Below are 20,265 nucleotides of genomic sequence, written 5' to 3'. Positions count from 1 at the left end.
CCGGCGCGCCGCAATTGCATTTGCGTTCGAAATCGGCGCGGCAACAGGCAAGGCGTCCGCTTCATGAGCCTGTCGCATTTGCGACAATCCATTTGCTGAAGAAGGTCGAGGACCGAAGCGTTAGCTTCGTCAGTGGGTTGCCTGGGACGACGGGCTGGCATGCTGGTTGCTGAAGCTTAGCTACGTTAAACAATGAGGAGCTCTCGCGTGATTGCCGCCAGCACCGCCAAATCGTCCTGGTCCGACCAGGTGCGCGCCAAGCCTATCGTGCTCAACGACACGACATTACGCGACGGCGAGCAGGCACCTGGCGTTGCGTTCACCACAGAGGAAAAGCTGGCGATCGCGCAGGCGCTGGCGCGGGCCGGAGTCACGGAGATCGAGGCGGGAACGCCGGCGATGGGCAGCGAGGAGATCGCCGCCATCCGCGCCATTGTCGAAGCAGATCTTCCGCTGACCACCATAGGCTGGTGCCGGATGCGGGAATCGGATGTCGACGCGGCGATCGAAGCAAAGGTGTCCATGATCAATATGTCGATCCCGACCTCCGACGTTCAGATCGCGGCCAAGCTAGGTGGACATCGCGACCTGGCGCTGGAACGGGTGAAGCGAGAGGTAGGCTATGCCTGTGAGCACGGACTTGAGGTCGCCGTCGGTGGTGAGGACTCCTCCCGCGCCGACATCGATTTTCTAATCAGACTGATGGCAACCGCAAAAGCCGCGGGCGCGCGTCGCTTTCGTATTGCAGATACGCTCAGCGTGCTCGATCCCGACGCAACCTATGCGCTGGTCAGGAATTTGCGTGCGACCACCGATCTCGAACTCGAATTTCACGGTCACAATGATCTCGGACTCGCAACCGCCAACACGCTCTCCGCCATCAAGGCTGGCGCGAGCCACGCCTCAGTGACCGTCATCGGGCTGGGCGAGCGGGCTGGGAACGCACCGCTAGAGGAAATCGCGGTCGCACTCAAGCAGCTCTATGGGCGCGAAACCGGCGTCATACTCTCGCAGCTCGAGAATGTCGCCGCGGTGGTAGCAGCCGCGGCCGCACGTGCGATTCCTATGAACAAGGCGATCGTCGGAGAGCATGTATTTACGCACGAATCCGGCATTCATGTCGATGGCCTTTTGAAGGATCAACGCACCTATCAATCGCTTGATCCCATTTTGCTTGGCCGCTGCAACCGCTTTGTGATCGGCAAGCATTCCGGACTTGCGGCGATCACCGCGTTACTCGATGAACTGAAGCTCGTCGCCAGCACCGATCAAGCCAGACAGATCCTGTCGCAAGTCCGCAAATATGCCATCGAGCACAAGCTGCCGGTCGAGCGCGAAACGGTGGCGGCGATCTGGCGCGACGTGTGCGGATGCCTGGCAACCCACCCCGCGTGAAAAGCCGTGTCCAGCAGCGTCTGGGTCGGTCAGTCGCAAGAGACGCGCCGCACGGACGGCGTCCGAGGTCGCTGATGGGCACGAACGGCGTCCAGCTTTCGCACGTCAGAGTCCCTGGCGCGAACTCACCTCCAGATCTTACTTCCCGTTCCGCCATACATGTTGTGATCTCCTACCCAATGGCGAGCCGTCGCCGGACTGCCAATCGGCGTCTTCTCGCGCGGCTGATCTCCGGTCCGGCGACCGTCCTGACGAGCGTCAACCTCGATCGTGGTTTGGCCATTGGTCCCGGATCTTCATCGGGGCTGACTTCGTCACCGGTGGACCCGCCGATCTGGGCTCTGGGCAGCGAAGTTGAGGGTACCGGTCTGGCTTTGGCGATGCGCACCCGCTGTGCGAGGCGTGACGGCGGCAGTCAACAGGTGCACCCCATCTCATTGTCCGAAGGAGAAGTTTCGATGATCAACCCATCCCCGGCAGCCGGTATCCTGGATCGGCTCAGCAAGGCCTCGTCGGCAGAGGATTTTTTTTCGCTGCTAGGCGTCGATTACGACCCTAAAATCGTGAATGTCGCGCGCCTTCACATCTTAAAGCGCATGGGACAGTATTTTGCCCAAGAGCAATTTACTGGTGCCGCAGAGCCGGAAATCAGAGCTCGATGCAAGGCGATGCTGGAGCAAGCCTATGCCGATTTCGTGGCATCGTCACCGATCGACCAGCGAGTGTTCAAGGTTTTGAAGGATGCCGTCGCAGACCCTAAAAAGGCCGCGGCCTTTGTCCCGTTGAGCGAGCTGAAGTGATCTCGCGCTCCACTGCAAGCAAGGTTTGCCCGACGGGGCGCGGTGGCAACCCGATGTGGGGCCTTCGTCGTTATCAGGGTCAACTCTCTGCAGCGATCACCCGAGCGGCGCCTGTCGTATTCCCGACCCATGTCTGGACTGGTCGTGTCCACGGTATCAGCGGCTATTTCAAGTGTCTGCCAAACCATTACTTTCGACAGACTTTCAATGGTTTTTGCAACTGGTACGACACTTGCTGTTGTCCTGCCGATCCGATCATCGAGGCCGACCGATGGTAGTCGTCCGAGATGAGAGTGAAGGAAGACCCATGATGCTGCTTTTAGTGCCTGCCGAGCGCTGCGCCATCATCCCGTGGCCTACGATCGCGCCAAGTCCGTTCGAAACGGTCTTTGACGCAATCGAAGCTCCGTATCGACGGTGAGATGGTGGTCAATGGATAAGTCGCCCGTTCGCGTCACACCTGGAAAGGCTATGCACAGCACCGTCCACATCAAACCGGCTCCCGATTCCGCTCAGATTTGTATCCATCTCATGGCGAATAGCAACATGCGTCAGGAAGAGGGCCAGCGTCGGCCCATACGGGTTGTCGGCACTGGAGGCTCGGCATGGATTGCGTGACAGGTGCGCTGACAAGATCGCCCTCGTCGTCACAGTCAATGTGGAGCCGCTGGGCCGAAAGTGAGGCGCAGGTATTGCGCAGCGAACGGACTAGCCAACTCAGGCATGAAAGCGACCGGTCAGAATCACCGCGGCGCCTTGACCGCCGCGGTGGCGCTCGTCGAACCCGGCGCGCAAGAGAGTCCAGTGTGGAAGACCTCTCCAAATGCGGCCGGACCGGTACGCTCTCGCGACGACGCGTCTTGTTGGGCCGCCGGGTCGGACCAAGAAGACGAGGCAGAGCAGCCGGCCACTTGCTGACCAAAAGTGATCTTCAGTGAACGAAGCTAAAAAGCAAACCTGTGGCGCGGGGCGCGCCTACCTTTGAGGGAAATTTAGAGTATGAGCAATGTCACCAAAACGACCCTGCCGGCGGCGGCCGGCCGCGCAGCAGCCAAAAAAGAACTGCCGGAGCACTTCAAGGCGTACAAGCACGTCTGGGTCTTCGTCGAGCTGGAGCGCAGCCAGGTTCATCCGGTTTCCTGGGAGCTCATGGGTGCGGGGCGTAGGCTTGCCGATAGGCTAAAGGTGAATCTTGCCGCTGTCGTTATCGGTCCGGAGGGGCAGCACACACGTAACGCCGCGCTTGAAGCTTTTTGCTATGGCGCCGATTTGGCCTATCTCGTGAGCGACAATGTTTTGTCGGATTACCGCAACGAATCCTATACCAAAGCGCTAACCGAACTGGTCAACACCTACAAGCCCGAGATCCTACTGTTGGGGGCGACGACGCTCGGTCGCGATCTCGCAGGTTCCGTGGCGACGACCCTGTCGACGGGGCTCACTGCCGACTGCACCGCGCTGGACGTCGACGCCGATGGTTCGCTTGCGGCAACGCGCCCGACCTTTGGTGGCTCACTGCTCTGCACGATCTATACCTTGAATTATCGTCCGCAAATGGCAACCGTCCGCCCGCGGGTCATGCCGATGCCTGAGCGTGTCGTACGCGATGCTGCTCGTATCATCGTCCATCCGCTCGGCCTTGTCGAAGACGATATTGTCACAAAAGTATTGTCGTTCCTACCCGACCGCGATGCAGAAACGTCCAATCTGGCCTATGCCGATGTCGTGGTTGCGGGCGGTCTGGGACTGGGATCGCCTGAGAACTTTGGGTTGGTGCGCGAGCTCGCAACTCTGCTTGGCGCCGAATATGGCTGCTCGCGTCCTCTGGTGCAAAAAGGGTGGGTGACGTCTGACCGGCAAATCGGCCAAACGGGCAAGACCATTCGGCCAAAGCTCTATATTGCCGCCGGCATTTCCGGTGCGATCCAGCACCGGGTTGGCGTGGAGGGGGCGGATCTGATCGTCGCCGTCAATACTGACAAGAACGCTCCGATCTTCGACTTCGCCCATCTCGCGATCGTCAGTGACGCCATCCAATTGTTACCGGCGCTGACGGCCGCATTTCGCGCCCGGCTTTTGCCGAACTCACGCGCCCGGATCGCGGTCTAGAGGAGATGATGATGATTGAAGAGAGATTCGATGCGATCGTGGTCGGAGCCGGTATGGCCGGCAACGCGGCGGCATTGACCATGGCCAAACGCGGCATGAAAGTGCTGCAGCTCGAGCGGGGCGAATATCCTGGATCGAAGAATGTGCAGGGCGCCATCCTCTATGCCGACATGATGGAAAAGCTGGTCCCCGAGTTTCGAGAGGAGGCGCCGCTCGAGCGTCACCTGATTGAGCAGCGGTTCTGGATGATGGACGATCGCTCCCATGTCGGCATGCATTACCGCTCAGAAGACTTCAACGAGGAACGGCCGAACCGGTACACGATTATACGGGCCCAGTTTGACAAATGGTTCTCTTCCAAGGTGCGGGAGGCTGGCGCTACCGTGCTGTGCGAGACGACCGTCACCGAGCTCGTTCGGGACGAGCGCGAAAGGATCGTCGGTGTTCGCACAGATCGCCGAGACGGCGAAATACATGCCGATGTCGTCGTGCTGGCCGAGGGGGTCAATGGCCTGCTCGGGACGCGCGCGGGCCTGCGCGCGCGGCCGAGACCCGACAACGTTGCGCTCGCGGTGAAGGAGATGCACTTCTTGCCTCGCGAGACTATCGAGGCGCGCTTCAATCTCAAGGGCGATGAAGGCGTCGTGATCGAGGCGGCCGGTACCATTTCCCGCGGCATGACTGGGATGGGCTTCATCTATGCCAACAAAGAGTGCATTTCGCTCGGCATCGGTTGTCTCGTTGCCGACTTCCAGCGCACGGGCCAGACGCCCTACGGCCTTCTCGATCAATTCAAGAGGCATCCCTCTGTGGCGCCCCTGATAGCAGGGTCCGAAGTCAAGGAATATTCGGCGCATCTCATTCCTGAAGGCGGGTACAAGTCGATCCCGCAGCTTTATGGCGAAGGCTGGGTCGTAGTGGGCGATGCGGCTCAACTCAACAATGCCATTCATCGAGAGGGCTCTAATCTCGCGATGACTTCCGGCCGCATCGCCGCCGAAGCGATAGATCTGGTGAAATCGCGCGGCGAGCCGATGAGTGCAACAAATCTGGCGATATACAAGAAGATGCTGGACGATTCCTTCGTCATCAAAGATCTAAAGAAGTACAAGGATTTGCCGCCCCTGATGCATACGCACTCACAAAACTTCTTTCTCACCTATCCGCAGCTCATCTCCAAGGCGATGCAAAACTTTGTGCGCGTCGATGGCACGCCCAAGGCTGAGAAGGAAAAGGCGACCCTGAAATCCTTTGCCAAGGCGAGGTCATGGACGGGTCTGTTCGGCGATGCTTATCGTTTTGCACGGGCCTGGCGCTGACCGCGACAGCGTGAAGGTCAACAATGGAAGGTCAAACCATGAATGTCGAACCCCCAGTGCGCGTCGAAGACAAGCTGTATTACAACCGCTATCTTGTCGACATCGGTCATCCTCACGTCAAGGTCCGTGCGCACACGACGCCATCACCGCAACTACTTGCACTTTTGAAAGTCTGCCCCGCGCGATGTTACGAGCTCAATGACGACGGCCAGGTTGAGATAACAGTTGACGGCTGCATCGAGTGCGGCACCTGCCGCGTGATCGCCGAGCCCACCGGCGACATCGAATGGAGCCATCCGCGCGGCGGGTATGGAGTGCTGTTCAAGTTTGGGTGATAGTGGAACAAAGGGCCGTGGTGCGACCGCGGTTAGGCGACAGGATCTCACCGCATGTGTGGCGTATTCCGCGCCAGTTGCACGGCGCCTGGAATTGGAGCAAGACGCTCTTCATGCGGACGCTGCGCAAGACATGATTTGCAGATGTCCCGCTCGTTCGGGAGCCGCAAAGGACCGGTTGTGGCGCCACTGAGTGGCGCCACAACGCTGTCAATCGGATGGCGGAAGAAGAAGAATCAGCCCCTCGCCTGAGAGGGGTTGGGCCCAGCGGCCTCGATTGCGATCGCCACTGACTGCATGATCGCGGCAAAGCGCACGGCGGTCTGGATCGCTTCGGAACTGACGCCCGAGGCTCTCAGTGTCTTCTCATGGGCATCGATGCAAGCACCGCAGCCGTTTATGGCGGAGACCGCAAGCGACCACAGCTCGAAATCCGGTTTGTCGACGCCGGGATTGCCGATCACGTTCATACGCAGCCGTGGCGGCATCGTCTTGTATTGCGGGTTGGAAGCGAGGTGAGCGAAGCGGTAATAGACGTTGTTCATTGCCATCACGGAGGCGGCGGCTTTTGCTGCGGCGATCTCCACAGATGTCATCACGGCGGCGGCAGCCGATTCGATTGCGGCAATCAGGGCTGCATTGCGGGTGGCAATCGCGCTCGCCAGCAGAAGCCCGTATTTTCGTTGTGGCGAAAGCGTCTCATCGGCCGCCAAGGAGGTCAAGTTAAGCCTGACGTCCTTCGCGAAATCGGGAATCCTATCGCTTAGTTGTTCGATCGGCGACATGCTGCCTCAAGCAACCTTCAAGGTTTCGCCGCCGATTTCACGGTTGCAGGGACAGAGCTCGTCGGTTTGCAGCGCGTCCAAAACGCGGAGCGTGTCCTTAGGACTGCGCCCGACACTGAGATTGGTCGCATAGACGTGCTGAATCGTATTTTGGGGGTCAATAATAAAGGTGTAACGATAAGCAACCCCTTCGGGTGAGCGCACGCCAAGACCATCGACGAGCGTTCCCTTTGTGTCGGCAAACTGCCAGATTGGCAGATTGTGCAGGTCGACATGTGAGCGCCGCCAAGCGAGCTTGCAGAACTCGTTGTCAGTCGAGCCACCGAGTACAACAGCATCGCGGTCGGCGAATTCCTTGGAAAGCCGGGCAAACTCAGCGATCTCTGTCGGGCAGACGAAGGTAAAATCCTTGGGATAGAAGAAGATGATCTTCCATTTTTCTGCAAAGCTCGCTTCGGTCAGTGTCTCGAATGCACTCTGTCCTCCTTCTTCGTGCGCTTGAAAACCGGGCTTCACGCCTGTGATTTCGAACGGCGGCAACTGACTTCCAATTCCGAGCATGCTGTCCTCACAAATGTGTTTTTTGTAGATCGTGACTTCACCGTTGAAGCAAACTGTATGCCATCCGTTCTCGGGAGTGGATTCCAGCGGCTTTGAGACGAACATGCTCGCTCGCTTGGGGAGCCCGATCGGCGCCAATAAAAAATCAGTAGCCAAGCGCTTCGCTCCAACGATTCACGATCACAAGGCAGCAGCGTGCCAACCCCTACAATCACCATTCCTGCCACGGTATCTTGGCCTGTCGGTCCAAACCTCTGTGTTTCTCGGAAATACATCGTACCGAACTCTTTGCAAATCGGATCGCGAACAAAACGAGCTGCGTCGACGCAGCTTGTTACTGATCGTCTCGATGCGTGCCCTTTGCGGCTTCAACCGCTTCACTAGGCTAAGCGTCATCCACCAACATCGGCGACGTTCCTAGCCCGGGGCAGCCGGTCAGGCGTGCAGTTGTCGGGAGTTGGTCCTACTGCGCCCAATGAGGGCATGCCCGTCTTAGCACGATTCACACATGCCGGACGCTCAAAGTGCTTGAATCGACCGTAGCGTCAGGTTGTAGGCCTTGCGAAGGCAGAACGCCATATTGGGAGCCAGCATCGCCACACATGCTAAACAGCCGATCTCTGTTGGACCTCCGACTTCGCGATGAGCATGTTATGCGTGCCTGGACGATGATTCGGGAGGCCGCAATCATTGCGGCTGCCCCGCAACAGCGCGTCCATGGCTGCCGAGGCGCCGGTAAACAGATTACGCTCGCGGAGGAAAGAATAATAGTTAACGATATGCGGCTTAAGACAGATTTGGTGGGCCAAGAGCGACGAATGAGCTGGATTCCCAATGCGCATAGCTGTGGAGCCGCCCTCATTGCGATCGTGATCGCGATCGCGGCGACGTGGTGCACAGGCTACGCTCGCGCGGGAGATCGCCGGGCCGAGGAAGTCTTGACCTCGTGCAGACAAGACGTGATGCGCTTCTGTGACCGCTTTACAGGGCGTGGCGATATGGACGTGGCCATGTTTTGTCTTAGGGACAATTTCAAGAACTTGCGCGGCGAATGCCGCCGCATGATGCCAATCGCGGCGGAGAGAAACGACCGACCGAGACGGCGTCTCAACAGGCTTCCGGTCGTCCTCCATCGAGAGTGAGGCGTCCGAGCGGCAGTTGCAGAAATCGAGCGACAGGGAGGTGTTCCAGACTGACAGGAGTCGGAGTTTGGCCCGCTTGGTGGCTGAAAGTCGATCGGGCTGAAGCATCAGCCTGCCGAGTCGCAGTTCATCTATCACGGGAACTGAGCTCTGTGAATCGATTCGCCTCGATCAGCGATCGATGTGCGCCCACACGTGTTACGAGGTTGTAATGCGCTCTGAACTCCGATTTCGTACTGCAGCAGTTGCGCTTTATTCTGAGCGGCTGCCATTCGCTGACTTTGAGGCCGTCGTGAGATTGCAATCGACTTGCTGTAACTGGCGGAAGGAGAATCTGCGTAAATTGTGGTGGTTACGGCCGGACATTTGCAGAAATCCGTGCTGCTCATCAATCTATGGCGTTGTGCTCGGCAAGCAAGTATTTTCCGGCAGGTGGCTAAATCGGCTACAACTGGCAAAAGATCGCCGGAATCCTGGCGTTGGATGTTTCTTCAGTAGCGGTCTTCCTCAGATTTCTCAGCTGGGACAGCTGCGGCCCTGGCAAGCGGATTTGTTACAGGAGCTCCGCTGCTGAGTGGCCGGGAAATCGAGATCTCTTGTCCCGTCGCAACGTCGATTGTGAGCAGGACGTGCGTGACATTTGCGCGCCTCTAGTGTCGCTGCACGATGCCGATGCGTAGGCCTTGCTGTGCGATATCCTGAGCGAACTCGGCGAGTAGCCTATCGGCATCGTCTTTTGGACGGTAGAGAATTGCCCACACTATTCGGATCTATCTCATCCGGATCATCGATCACGGCTGGGATCCTGTTGATGGTAGCGCTCGGTCCCAGAAAGACCTGTAGCAGTCAATGACGAATGACGTCCGTGTTCCGGCTAGGCTGCACCAGGCTGACGTTCTGCCGGTGTTAGTAGCAACCGGTGTGCGAGCGTGGCTCAAGGTCGATGCTGGCGGGCTCAAGGCACAGATACAGCTAGGAAGGCTCTTAGCCGCCCATCGACTTCCCGAAGGAACCGCTTGATGTTGTCGCGGCGTTCTCGATGGGCTCCTCAGGGGATTCGCTTCGCCCGATCGTAGTGCTCTTGGCCGAATACACTTTAGGGCTCAAGGTCAAAGGAAACGACGTCGACAAGAGCCGTTCAAAGGCAGAAAGCTGTTCAAGCAGATGCCTCTCAATGGCCTCGCGCTCCGCGTCAGGTAGGTCCCTTTTAAGGAATCGACGGCAGCGCCAGATTTCGTTCCGCAGCCATCTGATCTCACTTAATGTATCATCAATTGAAGTCATCACAGATCTAGTTCACTTCGTCCCTGGGGTATCAAGCCTATGGTCACCGAGCGGGCCATTCCTTGGCTCCGCATTCCAGCCGAATAGTTGATCCGAGAACTTACGACCTCCCGCCTGTTCTTCGCGGGAGTCGGCGAGCAGTTGGATGTATGCAACTCTTATCAATTCAATATCACCCTACACCGCGCGTGTGACGAGAAATCGAGGCAGATCCTCGCGTTTTCACGGCGCCGCGGTCGTGTGCCTTGCAAAATTCCAGCGCTCCACAGGATTGATTGGTGGCGAACACCGGAGAGTAGTTAAGTCCATGCCCGACACGCAGATGTCTCAAGCCGGAGCTGGTAACACACAACGCATGTCCCCATGGTCGATGGGAGCGGAATAAGTAAGCGTTTGACGGCTTTTTTGCCTGTTCAGGCGCTGGGCGCGACCTTAGGCCAGCAGCTCGCGACCCCGAACATAGCGATGTCGACCTCTAGCGGCCCAAGCGGCTTCATTGCGAGCTCTGATGGTGGTCGGACCCGCGCTGCTACGGCCATTCGCAGTCGCTTACCCGAGGTGGACCTCATCGACAAATTGGAAAGCCACGGGGGCGCGATTTTTGACGAAGGCGAGCCAGCCTGAGTGCGATCCACGGCTCGCGCCAGCCAATCAAAGAAACGCACGCGCCGGGATTGGATCTTGGTTCTCCAAGGCAAAATGTCGGCTAAACGCAGTGTCGAGCGAAATGAGCATTGCACAGAAAATCATTGCTATCGACATCCGCTGTGCACGCCTCAGCATTATTAACTTGAATCTCACGTTGCGACAGGTTGTACGCTTGCTGATGGGTAAATGGGCAGGGCCCGCTTGGCAGGCGTTGACGGCGCATCGCAAATGGAGACCGAGAGGACGGCCTGCTGATTGCCAGTTTTCTCGTTTTGCGGGCGATGGCCAGGAAAGCCATTTCCATCATCACACGGGGCAACGGGCCAGCCATTGCCAGTACACTGATCAGCTGGAGTCGCGCAATGATGGAATGATGCAGGCAGCAGAGATCGTTGACCACAGCCGTAGGCGCTTTTTAACGCACCAGCGAAGGCGCGCTGGGTAAACAGCCCGCGCTCGCGAGCAGATACTCCAACGGAATAGCCGGTCACTCCGGCCAGAGGCGATGTACCCGCAGCACTGATGGCCGCGCAGAGCGCTGCGGTGAAAGCTCCGAAGGTCTTATGTCCTTTCAAAACAGCCTCACGAGGGCGCTAGGCGAAATCGATCGCGCCGGCGACATCGTTAAATACTCAACAGTGGTGGTCACGCGCGACAAGCAACTGCGCAATGTCGACCTTTCAGTGTTCCAGAAAGGGGCGGCGGTTGAGTTTCAATTTCTGCCGAGTTTCGAGGAAAGCATCCACTCCAAAAGAGCGAAACGCCGCTGTGGAGCTATCAGAATCGTGCAACTCACTCAATCTGAAGCCGTGCGCCTGTGTTGAGGATAAGCGGTTCGAGCCGTGAGGTAAACGACCATCTCTCGATAGCAGAGTGCAACGGGCATGAAGCCGCGATGTTGAAGACGACTGTCCTTCGCAGCGACACTCTATGCGATGTCGTCGCCAAAGGAACTGAACAAAAAATCAGAGGACTAGGTCTTGAGCCGGGCGGAGAATGACATCGTCGAGCACATGCTCTCGTCATTGACGACCAGCTTGTTGCAGAATCGTATCGCGACCTCCGAGCAGCAGGTGATGCATCATTTTGGGGTAGCGTGCGAGAGAGTGGGGCTGATCGCGACCGAGGAGATAGCAATACGTATCCTGAAACGTGTTTCATGCGAGATCAACAAGTCGCAGTCGATGCTCAAGTTCATTGATCGCGGCGCGGCTCGATTACACTGAGCTCGACATATAAACTCTATCGTACCAGTGTAGATACAGCTGTCCGGTCATTCAGTCGAACGTGTACGGATCAAGAGCCGTCTCATGGGCGCTTGCCTGTCGAGGTTTGCGACGGTAAGCCGAGGGGGACGGCCGGTTCGCGTGGCCGATGTCAAAAACGCGAGGAGCTCGTCATCGAAGAATTTAGCGAGCCCGTGTTGCTAACATTCGAGTGCGCGCGCGTCTCGTAGCCAAGGGCGAGCGGCGTTAGGCGCGATGAGCTGCAAGCTTTTAAGCTCAGCTATTACATAAGCGTTTGAACGCGGGGAGAAGGGGGGCGCCTCGCCGCAAGCAACAGCAAAGTTGCCGGCGCAAGCGCGCCGCTGGCAGCGTGCCGGCACCCGGCATCGGTCGGCCCAGCTCGAAGTCATTCGCCTGCGGGGCGCTGAGCCTAAGCTTGAGAAATTGACAGGGCCATCCGCCATTTTGTCGCTCTACGGTCCGTCAGCTTATCGACAGCTAGCTCTCGTATCGTGAACGTCGCTAGTCGCTTGCAGGCTCGGCTCAATGGACGCAGATCTGGCAGGCGAGACCAGGGTGGACTCCAATATCAACCGATCCACGAGCGAGACTTCGCCTGGGTTCGCTGCACCGTCTGCAGTTCCTCGGTGGCACTCGTAGTCGCGCCAGTCGTGCGTGACGGCCTCGCTCTGTGATCACACCTCATTGCAGTTAGCCGGTGAAGCGTCATCCATAGTTGGGGATTACCGGCTCTAAGATGCGCCGCCCCGGCGAGTTCGCTTCATTTTTGCTACCGAAAAGACGACATCGATGAATGCAGAACAGCTCGGCGCTGGTACTCCTTCCGCAACTTCCGATTCGGAAAGCTCCGAACTGGGCTCTCCGGCCGCATCGCAGTGGGGAGAGGTCCTGACGAACGTGCAGGCGTCCGCTGCCGAGGCCGCTGCCTGGCAGGACGAGGTGTTGACGGATTGGGCTGCCGAAGACGGGCAGGGGCAAAATGAGGATCGGCAACAGGCGGTAAGTCGAACGAGAGCTTGGCGGCGCTCGGGTGATCTCAATGAGCCGCTAGATTGTCGTCTCTGTCCCTGACCGCCTTGTCTGCGCCCATTCTGGCCGGGGTCCGTCGCCTGAATGTCGACAACAATCAGCTGGCCAGCCTGCCTGAACGCCTTCCAGAAACGCTTCAGGAGTTGGACGCCAGCGTTAACCGCCTGATCCGCCTGCCCGGGCTTCCAGCCGGGCTCCAGCGTCTGAACGTCGAGTACAATCAGCTGACGGACCTGCCCGACCCTCTTCCCGCCGAGCTCGAATGGCTCAGCGCCAGCTACAACCAGCTGACCAGCCTGCCTGAGACGGTCCCGCCCGAGCTGATATGGCTCGGCGTCAGCAACCAGCTGACCAACGTGCCCGGGACCCTGCTGACGCAGCTAAGCCGTGACTCGAGCGTTAATCTGGAGGATAATCCGCTCGCCGATTGAGTGCAGGCCGGTTTGGCAACGGCGATGCATGCCGGAGACTATGCCGGCCCTCAGGTTTTCTTCTCAACCGCGGAAGGAGCGGTGGAAGTTCAGCCGCGGTCCCTGCAAGAGGTTGCCGCGGACTGGCTCGAGGGCGCCCCCACGGCAATGGCCACTTGGCAGCACTTCGCCCATGAAGCGGGCGCCGCGGACTATGCACGCTTCCTCGACAGGCTCCGGGGCAGCGTGAACTATGGCAACGAGGCGTTCCGCCAGGCGGTCGCCGAAGATTTGCGGCAGGCAGCCGTCAGGCCGCGTTTGCGCGAGCAGTATTTCGAGTTGGCTTCGGGAGCGAACGCGAGCTGCGAAGATCGCATTACTTTGGCCTGGAACGGCATGCACACTGCAAGCCTGAACGCTGATGTCGAGGACGGCGTCTATGACGGGCGACTCGGCGAACTGCTCCAGCACGGCCGCGTCATGTTTCGCTTGGAAGCTCTGGACCGAATCGCGCGCGAGAGGGTCAATTCGCTTCGTCGTGCCGCCCCCGACGCGGAAGTCGAGAGATCGAGGTCTATCTTGCCTACTACACCCAGCTGCGGGACGCGCTGGAGCTGCGGCATATCGCTCCCGACATGCGCTTCATGAACGTCTCTCACGTGACCGAGGACGATGTGGCCAGGGCCGAGGCATCGGTGCGGAACCAGGAAGCCGCTGAATTTCCGGACTATTTAGCAGCGCGCTGGCAACCATGGGAAAGCGTGGTGAGGCGCATCGCACCCGAAGACCATGCTGAAATGCAGGAGCGGCTCGTCGACGCGATGGGCGTACAGTTTCAAGCCCGCTTGGATGGGCGACTTGCCGAGCATGGCCTGGCAGGCGATGCCGTTGCCGAGCGGGTGCTCGGCGCCCAAGACGCAACTTGATCGCCCGCGAGATCAAAAGCGCGGTCATGCACCAGGTGCTCGGGAAACTCGGCCTTGAGCTTTGAGCGCCCTCCGACTGAAGGGCCCGTCGATCTGCCTAGCTGCTCACAAGCTCAAGACAGTCATCGATCCTTTCGAGGACGGGCGTGTCTGCATGCGGCATCCGGCCAATGAGCTGCCTTCAATTGCCGGTCGTGCGGTCCGTGCGGACGATCACGGTAAAGATGCGCGATCCAAGCGAAGATGCGTATTCCGCAATTCATGCGTTCGCGTTGCGAACGCCATTGAAGTCATTGGTCAACGACTACTCATAGGTCGGACGAATAGATGGCGAGCAGAGCGAAATCTCAAGTGGCCCTTGTACAACGTAGGCTATCGATATCCGTTCCCCGCGATCGATAGGACCCTCGCAGCATCACACTCGAGTCCAGATCGCGAAACATGCTGTAATTCCGTCGGATCCATTGATGCAGCTCGGTCGACCAGTCCTTCTCGTTGCGCAGATATCCAGTGAAGGAAAAGCCAAGCCGATCTATATATCTCTTGAGGAACAGCGGAAGTGCGCGAATCCGAATCACCCGCTCGCCATCCATCGCTTCAGGTAATCCGCCGCGCAGCACGAACTCATTGTGGACGGTGACCAGCGAGGCCGGCGGAATTCGCCGCCGCAGCATCTCATAACCGCGAAAGGAGATACGGTCTGCGCCCGCGACGTAGAGAATGATAGGGGCGACATAGCAGCGCGCCGTCTCCTTCATGAAGCCAATCTCCTCGCACATCTTGAAGAATTCGTCGAAGGCGTGAAAGCCGAGATCAATAACCTTGGGTACCCGATCGTGGATGATAAGAGGGTCCATCAGCTGCATCTTGCCGTAAGTGTCGATCACATCTGCGGTCTCCGTGATGTTGGGGAGGTAGTCGAGCAATGACGGCTCTTTCAAGTTGACATCAAACGACAGTGCTGTGCCGTTTTTCAGCAGCAAGAACTCGCTCATGACCCGAGCGATGAGAGTTTTACCGACCTGCGGGCTAGGAGAGCAGATGATGTAGATAGGGGTCGCTAACATAGCCAGCAGATCAATTTCTTTCGTACGTGGGTCCGACCTGAGCTCGTCGAATATGCGACTACTTCTCGCCGGCCCGGGTGGCGGACTTGGCGCCGGCCAATTCCGTCAAGTTGATGCGATCAAATTCACTCCAGACATTTGCCAGCCAGTGCCGGACGTAGCCGCGCAGCACGAAGGAGTTGTTCGCGGGTTCATCGTTCCGCCCCTTGTTTGCGACGAAGTCGACGAATGGGACGGACGCGACTTCCACCTGCTCATAGGCCATTTCGTTAAGCTTCGGTATGACCAACTCAGTCGCATGCTTGATGCGGTGAAAATAGGAATTATATGTCGCTTGATCCCACTGGAAGAATTGAGTGTCGTTGATGAAGTTCTTGACTAGGTAGTACTTTGCGCCGCTCATGAAGGTCGCGGTTTCAGCGATCTCGTCTAGAGAAGCGATGGATGATCCCAGGATATGGAACACGGCAAACGTGATCTGGCCAGACCGCGCCGAGTCCAGAAATCCGATGTCGCGCAAGGAAGCCAGCGCAGAGGACAGTAAGCCTGCGCGAGCATCGATGACAGTGACGGACAGCCCTGAGTTTAGGGTATCGAAGATCTTCATCTGGTCCGTCGTCGTCGTCATGTCGACGATCTCGGTGATCTCGGGATAAAAGCGCTTCAGCGTCCCCCGAGGCGACTCCGTGTCGAATGCGCGTGTTTGCACGTTATTGACGCTGAAGTAGTCCAGTAGCGTCCGTGATACGGTCGTCTTGCCTACTCCTCCCTTGTCCGCACCGACCACAATTACAACTGGCTTCACCATGGAAATCTCCTGAGACACTCGCTACTGCCGCGCGCAAACTGCGCAACCGGCGCGTCTCTGCTTTGGGTGCGAACATGGCAGAAAGAAGGGGCAATGAATCTTCGATGCGAGAGCTCTGCAACCGATGAACGTTTTCAACATCAAGCGAGTGACGTCCTTGGATCGCAACGACGATGCAGGCCGAGAATGGGGACTAAATCACTTGTACTGGTGATCTACGTGAGGTTTGTGGGTGGCTGGAATGGGTGCCGCCAAGAATCAACGGTCTGCCTGTGGTGATCGGCGATTGCCATCGGTTATCTATCGCTGCCGCTATCTAGATTGGCATGAAGCGACCGAATCTTACGTAGCGTCAGGTTGCGAGCTCGTGGTAGCGCAATCGAGGCGGTGCTACGCGGTCCGACTATGGCTTGGCAGATCATCAAAGGTCTGCTGGATCAGATCGTCGTGCGCACAACGCCTCAGGACAACGTCAACTGACAGAATGGAAGACCTGCAGAAAACGTGGAGTGAGCGGCGATATGACGTCGGTGTAACTTTCGGCAGGCTCACTGTTACACATCTCGCTCTACACGATGAGTGGCTTGGCAATATTTCTCATGGTCGCGAGGCGGGACTCGGCGAGCAGCTCCTTGGAGTACACTGCGCCGAAGTAGTCCAGGACGAAGGTGCCTGAGTAACGTAGACTATCGGCCGCGCGGATTAGGTTAGCGTTGAACATCGCTGGCGTAAGAGAATTGAATAGTTCTTTTGGACTCCAGTTCCGCCGAATGGGCGTAGTTATCAGCGTGCCCCAAATCGCGGTGCGAGCGCTCTAGCGTGCCATTGTTAAGCAAACGTTCGCAAAGCAGTCTGCGGCAAGCAACACGGGCCGTCACCTATTCGCTTTTGCAGGTTGATTCTAGGCCAGAGACGTCCGACCTGAACTGAAGCGTACCCTGGAATGGGGCAGCAAGTGCTTGTGGCCGAGGGTTCATCGATGCTCTTCCCTGGCTGAATTCGTAGACGGAAATCTATCGTCGAGGTGAGTTCAACGCGGCCAGGAAACTTTATCGCGCCAGGTACTGTCGCCGTTGAACAATTTACTCATCCGACCAACGGCTTCCGTTCTTAGGAGCCCCACACTCTTGTTGCCAAGCTGATAACTGAAATATCGCGCCTTTTCCGAGCCGGCCTTGGTGCTGAAGCGAAACGCATCATTAGCTGTGTGTTGGGCTTTTTGGGAGACCGGATGCGAGTACTTCTGCGGATTCGCTGCAATATGCTATATGTCGTCGCCATAATACTCCGCCAGCTTGTTCTCGAATAACGACCTTTAGATCTCAACCACCGGCGGTTCGGAAAATGACGGGGTGCGGGCGGGTCGCCGTCGAGGACCGGCCAGGGGTGGAATTCGAAGGCGCCGAATTCACGTTAGATAATATATCCCGGAAAGGTAGGCTGTCATCAACGTAGTGACCATTGCTCGCCCGCTGTCCCATTTCATCGAGCTCGGAAGCGCGCTGGGACAGGGATAAATCATTGATCAGCTGAAACATGACAGTTCGTTTTTCTCTATATAGGGCGTCACTTCGGTGGCCCGCCCTTCCAGATCCCGCGCTCATAGCGATTATCGGCTGTCGGCAAGCTGGCGGCTGTGCCTCGAGCATTTGCGATTCGCTCCGTGCTCGCCACGCTATCTCGATCGGATCAATGCGTTCCGGCCGTCAGCCATTGCTGCGGGTTGGCGTTCTCAGTCTACGTCTTGCCTTCAAGGGCGAGCGACAGTTTGAGATTGTTGCGCAACATCGGATTTTCGGGTTCAGCTGCGAGCGCTTGATTATAAAGCTCCTGGGCCTCCCGATGGCGCCCCTCGGAATCAAGGACAACAGCTTTGGCATTTAATATGCGCAGATCGCTGGGAGCGTCCAATAGGACGGTATCGAGCACCTTAAGCGCCTCATTCGGGCACCTGCGCTTCAGCAGGGCTCGCGCAAGAGCGATCGCTGCATCGATGTTGTTCGGTTGTTCCTTCAATGCATCGCGCAGCGTCGCTTCGTCAGCATCCCGACCGAGCGCCTGTGAAATGCGCTCGCGCATGGCAGGGTCGACCTCTTTGGCATCTGCTAGATCTGATGTGGACGGCTGCTGCGGTGAAAGGCCATGCCTATCCCGGCTGGCGCAGCCGGCCAGCAGCACAATAGCGAGCATCGCAAGCAGAGCCGGCCTCGGGCCTGGACTAGCCGAGCACAAGTAGCGCCGGCACCTGATTTCATTTGAATTCATAGGCCACTCACGGGGAACTGCTTCGCACTCTTAGGTCGCAGCTGTTAGGAGCCCTCCCGAGGAAGGCGCCTTGGGAAGCTTAACGGATCCGATTGGTTGGACCGTGAAGTCCGCGGCGAGGTCTTGATAGGATAGAACAGGCAGGTCGAGTCCGTTGCGCGTGAGAAAGCCGCGTACGAAACGCCGGATATCCATCGAACCGAGAACGACAGGCTGGCTCTTACTTTGCGCGATGGTCGCGTGGATTTGACGGAATTGTGCAAGCAGCTTCTCGCTCTGCCAATCATCCAAGACGAGGTATGGGCCGACGGCCGTTTCACGTACCGCGCTGCGGATGATTTCCTCGCTCTCGCGCTCTATGATAAATGCAACCACGACGCGATGGGCATTGGCATACCGAAAGCAGATTTGTCGCTTTAAAGTAGCACGAACATATTCGGTGAGCAGGACGGCGTTTTGCTCGCGTTCGCTCCACTCTGCAAATGCCTCCAGGAGCAAGCGGGTGTTGCGGATGGGAATGCCTTCATCGAGCAAGCGGCGCAGGACCTCAGCGATCCGAGGGACCGTCGCCGTACGCAGCACCTCCTTTACCAGGTCAGGGTATTCCTGCTCCATCCGGGCGAGCAATTGGCGAGTTTCCTGGATACCCACTAGGCGCTGTGCATAGCGTGTCAATGTGGAATGGAGACGCAAGGCAAGAACTTCGCTTGGCCGATGATATCCGATTCCGGCGGCTTTGAGAGCGGCTGCATGCCGTTCTTCGATCCAGACCCTATTCGTCTCTGGGTCTTGCCGAAAGGGGATGCCGCTCAATTCGATGTTCGCCACATCGTCGTTGAGCGCCAGGTGCCCCGGATTGATCACATCGCGTTCAACTGGCACACTGTCGACGTCCACCCTGAATTGCGAGATGGACAAGTTCTGGCCGATCTGGGCCGGGATGCGCGGAATGGTGATGCCAAGGTCTGCCGACACCAGCGTTGAAACACGTGCAATGCTCTCTTCCAGCTCGTCTTTGTCGATCGAGTCCGTCAGGTTCGGTGCAAGGAACAACGCAATCGGGAGTGCTTCCGCATGTACGGGTTGCTTCTGAGCCGCTTTGGGAGCCGACGCCGAAGCAGCGCCGCCAGCTCCTGTTTTGGGAGCAGCCTTATCACCTTTGGCGCCCACCTTGACATAGCTTGCCGCAGCGAACAGGACGGCCAAGATGACAAACGGGGGCAAAGGAAAGCCGGGAACGAGCCCCATGAATACCAACACGCAGGCGGCTAGCCTAAGTGCCTGCGTGCTTGCGGTAAGTTGGTGAACGATATCGGCGCCCAGTTTGAGCTTGGAGGGCCCGTTGACGCGGGTGACAATGGTTGCGGCGGTAATTGACAGCAACAACGCCGGAATCTGCGAGATGAGTGCATCACCAATCGTCAGAAGGGTATATTGATGCAGCGCGTCATCCAGCGACATACCCTTGGAGAGCAGGCCGATGCTGATTCCGCCCAGCATATTGATGCAGATCACGATTAGCCCGGCGATCGCGTCGCCCTTAACGAACTTCATGGCACCATCCATCGCGCCATGAAGTTGACTCTCTTGCTCCAACGCGGCACGCCTGCGGCGTGCTTCATGTTGATCAATGTGGCTGTTGCGCAGTTCGGCATCGATCGCCATCTGCTTGCCAGGTAGCGCGTCAAGCGTGAATCGCGCCGACACCTCTGCGACGCGTTCGGCACCCTTGGCAAGAACCATGAATTGGACCATGGTCACGATCAAGAATATGACGATACCGACCGCAATATTACCTGAAATGACGAAGTCGCCGAAGGTGTGGATGATGCTGCCGGCGTCGCCCTCGGCAAGGATAAGCCGCGTTGTTGCGATCGTCAGCGCCAGACGAAATACAGTGGAGATCAGGATGACGCCTGGCAAGGACGAAAAATCAAGCGGTGTGCTGAGATAGAGGGCAACCATCAGCAGCAATATAGCAAAGCCAAGATTGAAGCCGATCAGCATATCGATCACGATGATTGGGATCGGCATGATCATCATGCCGATCGCCAGAAGCAGCATCAAGGCGACCATGAAATCTGGGTGGGCCGGCGCGCGCACGATGAAGCTACGCAAGACGTTGGCCATAAAAG

At 57.9% G+C, this 20,265-nt stretch carries 16 protein-coding genes and 1 pseudogene; 8 read left to right on the top strand and 9 right to left on the bottom strand.

All coding sequences use genetic code 11. The features are described 5' to 3' along the window. Window positions 1–207: 207 nt before the first annotated feature. The 5 genes from nifV (at window position 208) to HZZ13_RS01665 (ending at window position 5,958) form a co-directional block, all read left to right on the top strand. Window positions 208–1,395, top strand: coding sequence for a homocitrate synthase (nifV, locus tag HZZ13_RS01685; RefSeq protein ID WP_197957926.1), 1,188 nt, complete (start codon window positions 208–210; stop codon window positions 1,393–1,395). Between the two features lie 458 nt (window positions 1,396–1,853). Next, the gene (gene nifW / locus HZZ13_RS01680) at window positions 1,854–2,195 is read left to right on the top strand and encodes a nitrogenase stabilizing/protective protein NifW (protein WP_197958097.1); all 342 of its coding nucleotides are present in this window, start codon (window positions 1,854–1,856) and stop codon (window positions 2,193–2,195) included. Between the two features lie 999 nt (window positions 2,196–3,194). Then, window positions 3,195–4,304 (top strand): electron transfer flavoprotein subunit alpha/FixB family protein, encoded by a 1,110-nt coding sequence (locus HZZ13_RS01675; protein ID WP_197957925.1) that lies wholly within the window; start codon window positions 3,195–3,197, stop codon window positions 4,302–4,304. 11 nt (window positions 4,305–4,315) lie between these two features. Beyond that, window positions 4,316–5,623 (top strand): FAD-dependent oxidoreductase, encoded by a 1,308-nt coding sequence (locus tag HZZ13_RS01670; RefSeq protein ID WP_027571404.1) that lies wholly within the window; start codon window positions 4,316–4,318, stop codon window positions 5,621–5,623. A 38-nt stretch (window positions 5,624–5,661) separates the two neighbouring features. Beyond that, entirely contained in the window at window positions 5,662–5,958 is a 297-nt protein-coding gene (locus HZZ13_RS01665) for a ferredoxin family protein (protein WP_197957924.1), read from the top strand. Between the two features lie 236 nt (window positions 5,959–6,194). Here HZZ13_RS01665 and ahpD read toward each other — a convergent pair whose 3' ends face one another. From ahpD to HZZ13_RS37585, 4 genes are all read right to left on the bottom strand, one after another. Then, window positions 6,195–6,743: an alkylhydroperoxidase, AhpD family gene (ahpD, locus tag HZZ13_RS01660; protein WP_197957923.1), complete on the bottom strand. Its 549-nt coding sequence runs from the start codon at window positions 6,741–6,743 to the stop codon at window positions 6,195–6,197. 6 nt (window positions 6,744–6,749) lie between these two features. After that, window positions 6,750–7,304: a peroxiredoxin gene (locus HZZ13_RS01655; protein ID WP_197958096.1), complete on the bottom strand. Its 555-nt coding sequence runs from the start codon at window positions 7,302–7,304 to the stop codon at window positions 6,750–6,752. Between the two features lie 605 nt (window positions 7,305–7,909). Continuing rightward, window positions 7,910–8,554: a hypothetical protein gene (locus tag HZZ13_RS01650; protein WP_197957922.1), complete on the bottom strand. Its 645-nt coding sequence runs from the start codon at window positions 8,552–8,554 to the stop codon at window positions 7,910–7,912. A gap of 542 nt (window positions 8,555–9,096) precedes the next feature. Next, complete coding sequence (locus tag HZZ13_RS37585) at window positions 9,097–9,207, bottom strand: DUF2478 domain-containing protein (RefSeq protein ID WP_197957921.1); 111 nt, start codon at window positions 9,205–9,207, stop codon at window positions 9,097–9,099. Between the two features lie 1,734 nt (window positions 9,208–10,941). On the opposite strand from HZZ13_RS37585, the gene HZZ13_RS01640 reads away from it, so the two are divergent. The 3 genes and pseudogenes from HZZ13_RS01640 to HZZ13_RS37580 all read left to right on the top strand — a co-directional run bounded on the left by HZZ13_RS01640 (window position 10,942) and on the right by HZZ13_RS37580 (window position 14,055). Continuing rightward, complete coding sequence (locus tag HZZ13_RS01640; RefSeq protein ID WP_197957920.1) at window positions 10,942–11,202, top strand: hypothetical protein; 261 nt, start codon at window positions 10,942–10,944, stop codon at window positions 11,200–11,202. 156 nt (window positions 11,203–11,358) lie between these two features. Continuing rightward, entirely contained in the window at window positions 11,359–11,604 is a 246-nt protein-coding gene (locus HZZ13_RS01635) for a hypothetical protein (protein WP_246504247.1), read from the top strand. 810 nt (window positions 11,605–12,414) lie between these two features. Further along, window positions 12,415–14,055 (top strand): annotated as a pseudogene (locus HZZ13_RS37580) (NEL-type E3 ubiquitin ligase domain-containing protein). Between the two features lie 282 nt (window positions 14,056–14,337). On the opposite strand, the gene HZZ13_RS01625 reads toward HZZ13_RS37580, so the two are convergent. From HZZ13_RS01625 to sctV, 5 genes are all read right to left on the bottom strand, one after another. Beyond that, window positions 14,338–15,057 (bottom strand): hypothetical protein, encoded by a 720-nt coding sequence (locus tag HZZ13_RS01625; protein WP_197957919.1) that lies wholly within the window; start codon window positions 15,055–15,057, stop codon window positions 14,338–14,340. A gap of 58 nt (window positions 15,058–15,115) precedes the next feature. Beyond that, window positions 15,116–15,865 carry a P-loop NTPase family protein gene (locus tag HZZ13_RS01620; protein WP_197957918.1) on the bottom strand — a complete coding sequence of 250 codons (750 nt, stop codon included), beginning with the start codon at window positions 15,863–15,865 and terminating at the stop codon, window positions 15,116–15,118. Between the two features lie 1,030 nt (window positions 15,866–16,895). Then, window positions 16,896–17,126 carry a hypothetical protein gene (locus HZZ13_RS37805; RefSeq protein ID WP_512699602.1) on the bottom strand — a complete coding sequence of 77 codons (231 nt, stop codon included), beginning with the start codon at window positions 17,124–17,126 and terminating at the stop codon, window positions 16,896–16,898. Between the two features lie 476 nt (window positions 17,127–17,602). Beyond that, entirely contained in the window at window positions 17,603–18,055 is a 453-nt protein-coding gene (locus HZZ13_RS01615) for a tetratricopeptide repeat protein (protein WP_197957917.1), read from the bottom strand. A gap of 105 nt (window positions 18,056–18,160) precedes the next feature. Beyond that, entirely contained in the window at window positions 18,161–20,260 is a 2,100-nt protein-coding gene (sctV, locus tag HZZ13_RS01610; protein WP_197957916.1) for a type III secretion system export apparatus subunit SctV, read from the bottom strand. Window positions 20,261–20,265 lie beyond the last annotated feature (5 nt).

The organism is Bradyrhizobium agreste, assembly GCF_016031625.1.
Taxonomy (GTDB): Bacteria; Pseudomonadota; Alphaproteobacteria; order Rhizobiales; family Xanthobacteraceae; genus Bradyrhizobium; species Bradyrhizobium agreste.
This window is presented reverse-complemented; position numbering and strand designations above follow the sequence as displayed.

Coding starts and splice junctions, on each gene's coding strand:
- nifW (WP_197958097.1), top strand. CDS start 1,854: ATGATCAACCCATCCCCGGCAGCCGGTATCCTGGATCGGCTCAGCAAG.
- HZZ13_RS01675 (WP_197957925.1), top strand. CDS start 3,195: ATGAGCAATGTCACCAAAACGACCCTGCCGGCGGCGGCCGGCCGCGCA.
- HZZ13_RS01670 (WP_027571404.1), top strand. CDS start 4,316: ATGATTGAAGAGAGATTCGATGCGATCGTGGTCGGAGCCGGTATGGCC.
- HZZ13_RS01665 (WP_197957924.1), top strand. CDS start 5,662: ATGAATGTCGAACCCCCAGTGCGCGTCGAAGACAAGCTGTATTACAAC.
- ahpD (WP_197957923.1), bottom strand. CDS start 6,743: ATGTCGCCGATCGAACAACTAAGCGATAGGATTCCCGATTTCGCGAAG.
- HZZ13_RS01655 (WP_197958096.1), bottom strand. CDS start 7,304: ATGCTCGGAATTGGAAGTCAGTTGCCGCCGTTCGAAATCACAGGCGTG.
- HZZ13_RS01650 (WP_197957922.1), bottom strand. CDS start 8,554: ATGCTTCAGCCCGATCGACTTTCAGCCACCAAGCGGGCCAAACTCCGA.
- HZZ13_RS01640 (WP_197957920.1), top strand. CDS start 10,942: ATGTCCTTTCAAAACAGCCTCACGAGGGCGCTAGGCGAAATCGATCGC.
- HZZ13_RS01625 (WP_197957919.1), bottom strand. CDS start 15,057: ATGTTAGCGACCCCTATCTACATCATCTGCTCTCCTAGCCCGCAGGTC.
- HZZ13_RS01620 (WP_197957918.1), bottom strand. CDS start 15,865: ATGGTGAAGCCAGTTGTAATTGTGGTCGGTGCGGACAAGGGAGGAGTA.
- HZZ13_RS01615 (WP_197957917.1), bottom strand. CDS start 18,055: ATGCTCGCTATTGTGCTGCTGGCCGGCTGCGCCAGCCGGGATAGGCAT.
- sctV (WP_197957916.1), bottom strand. CDS start 20,260: ATGGCCAACGTCTTGCGTAGCTTCATCGTGCGCGCGCCGGCCCACCCA.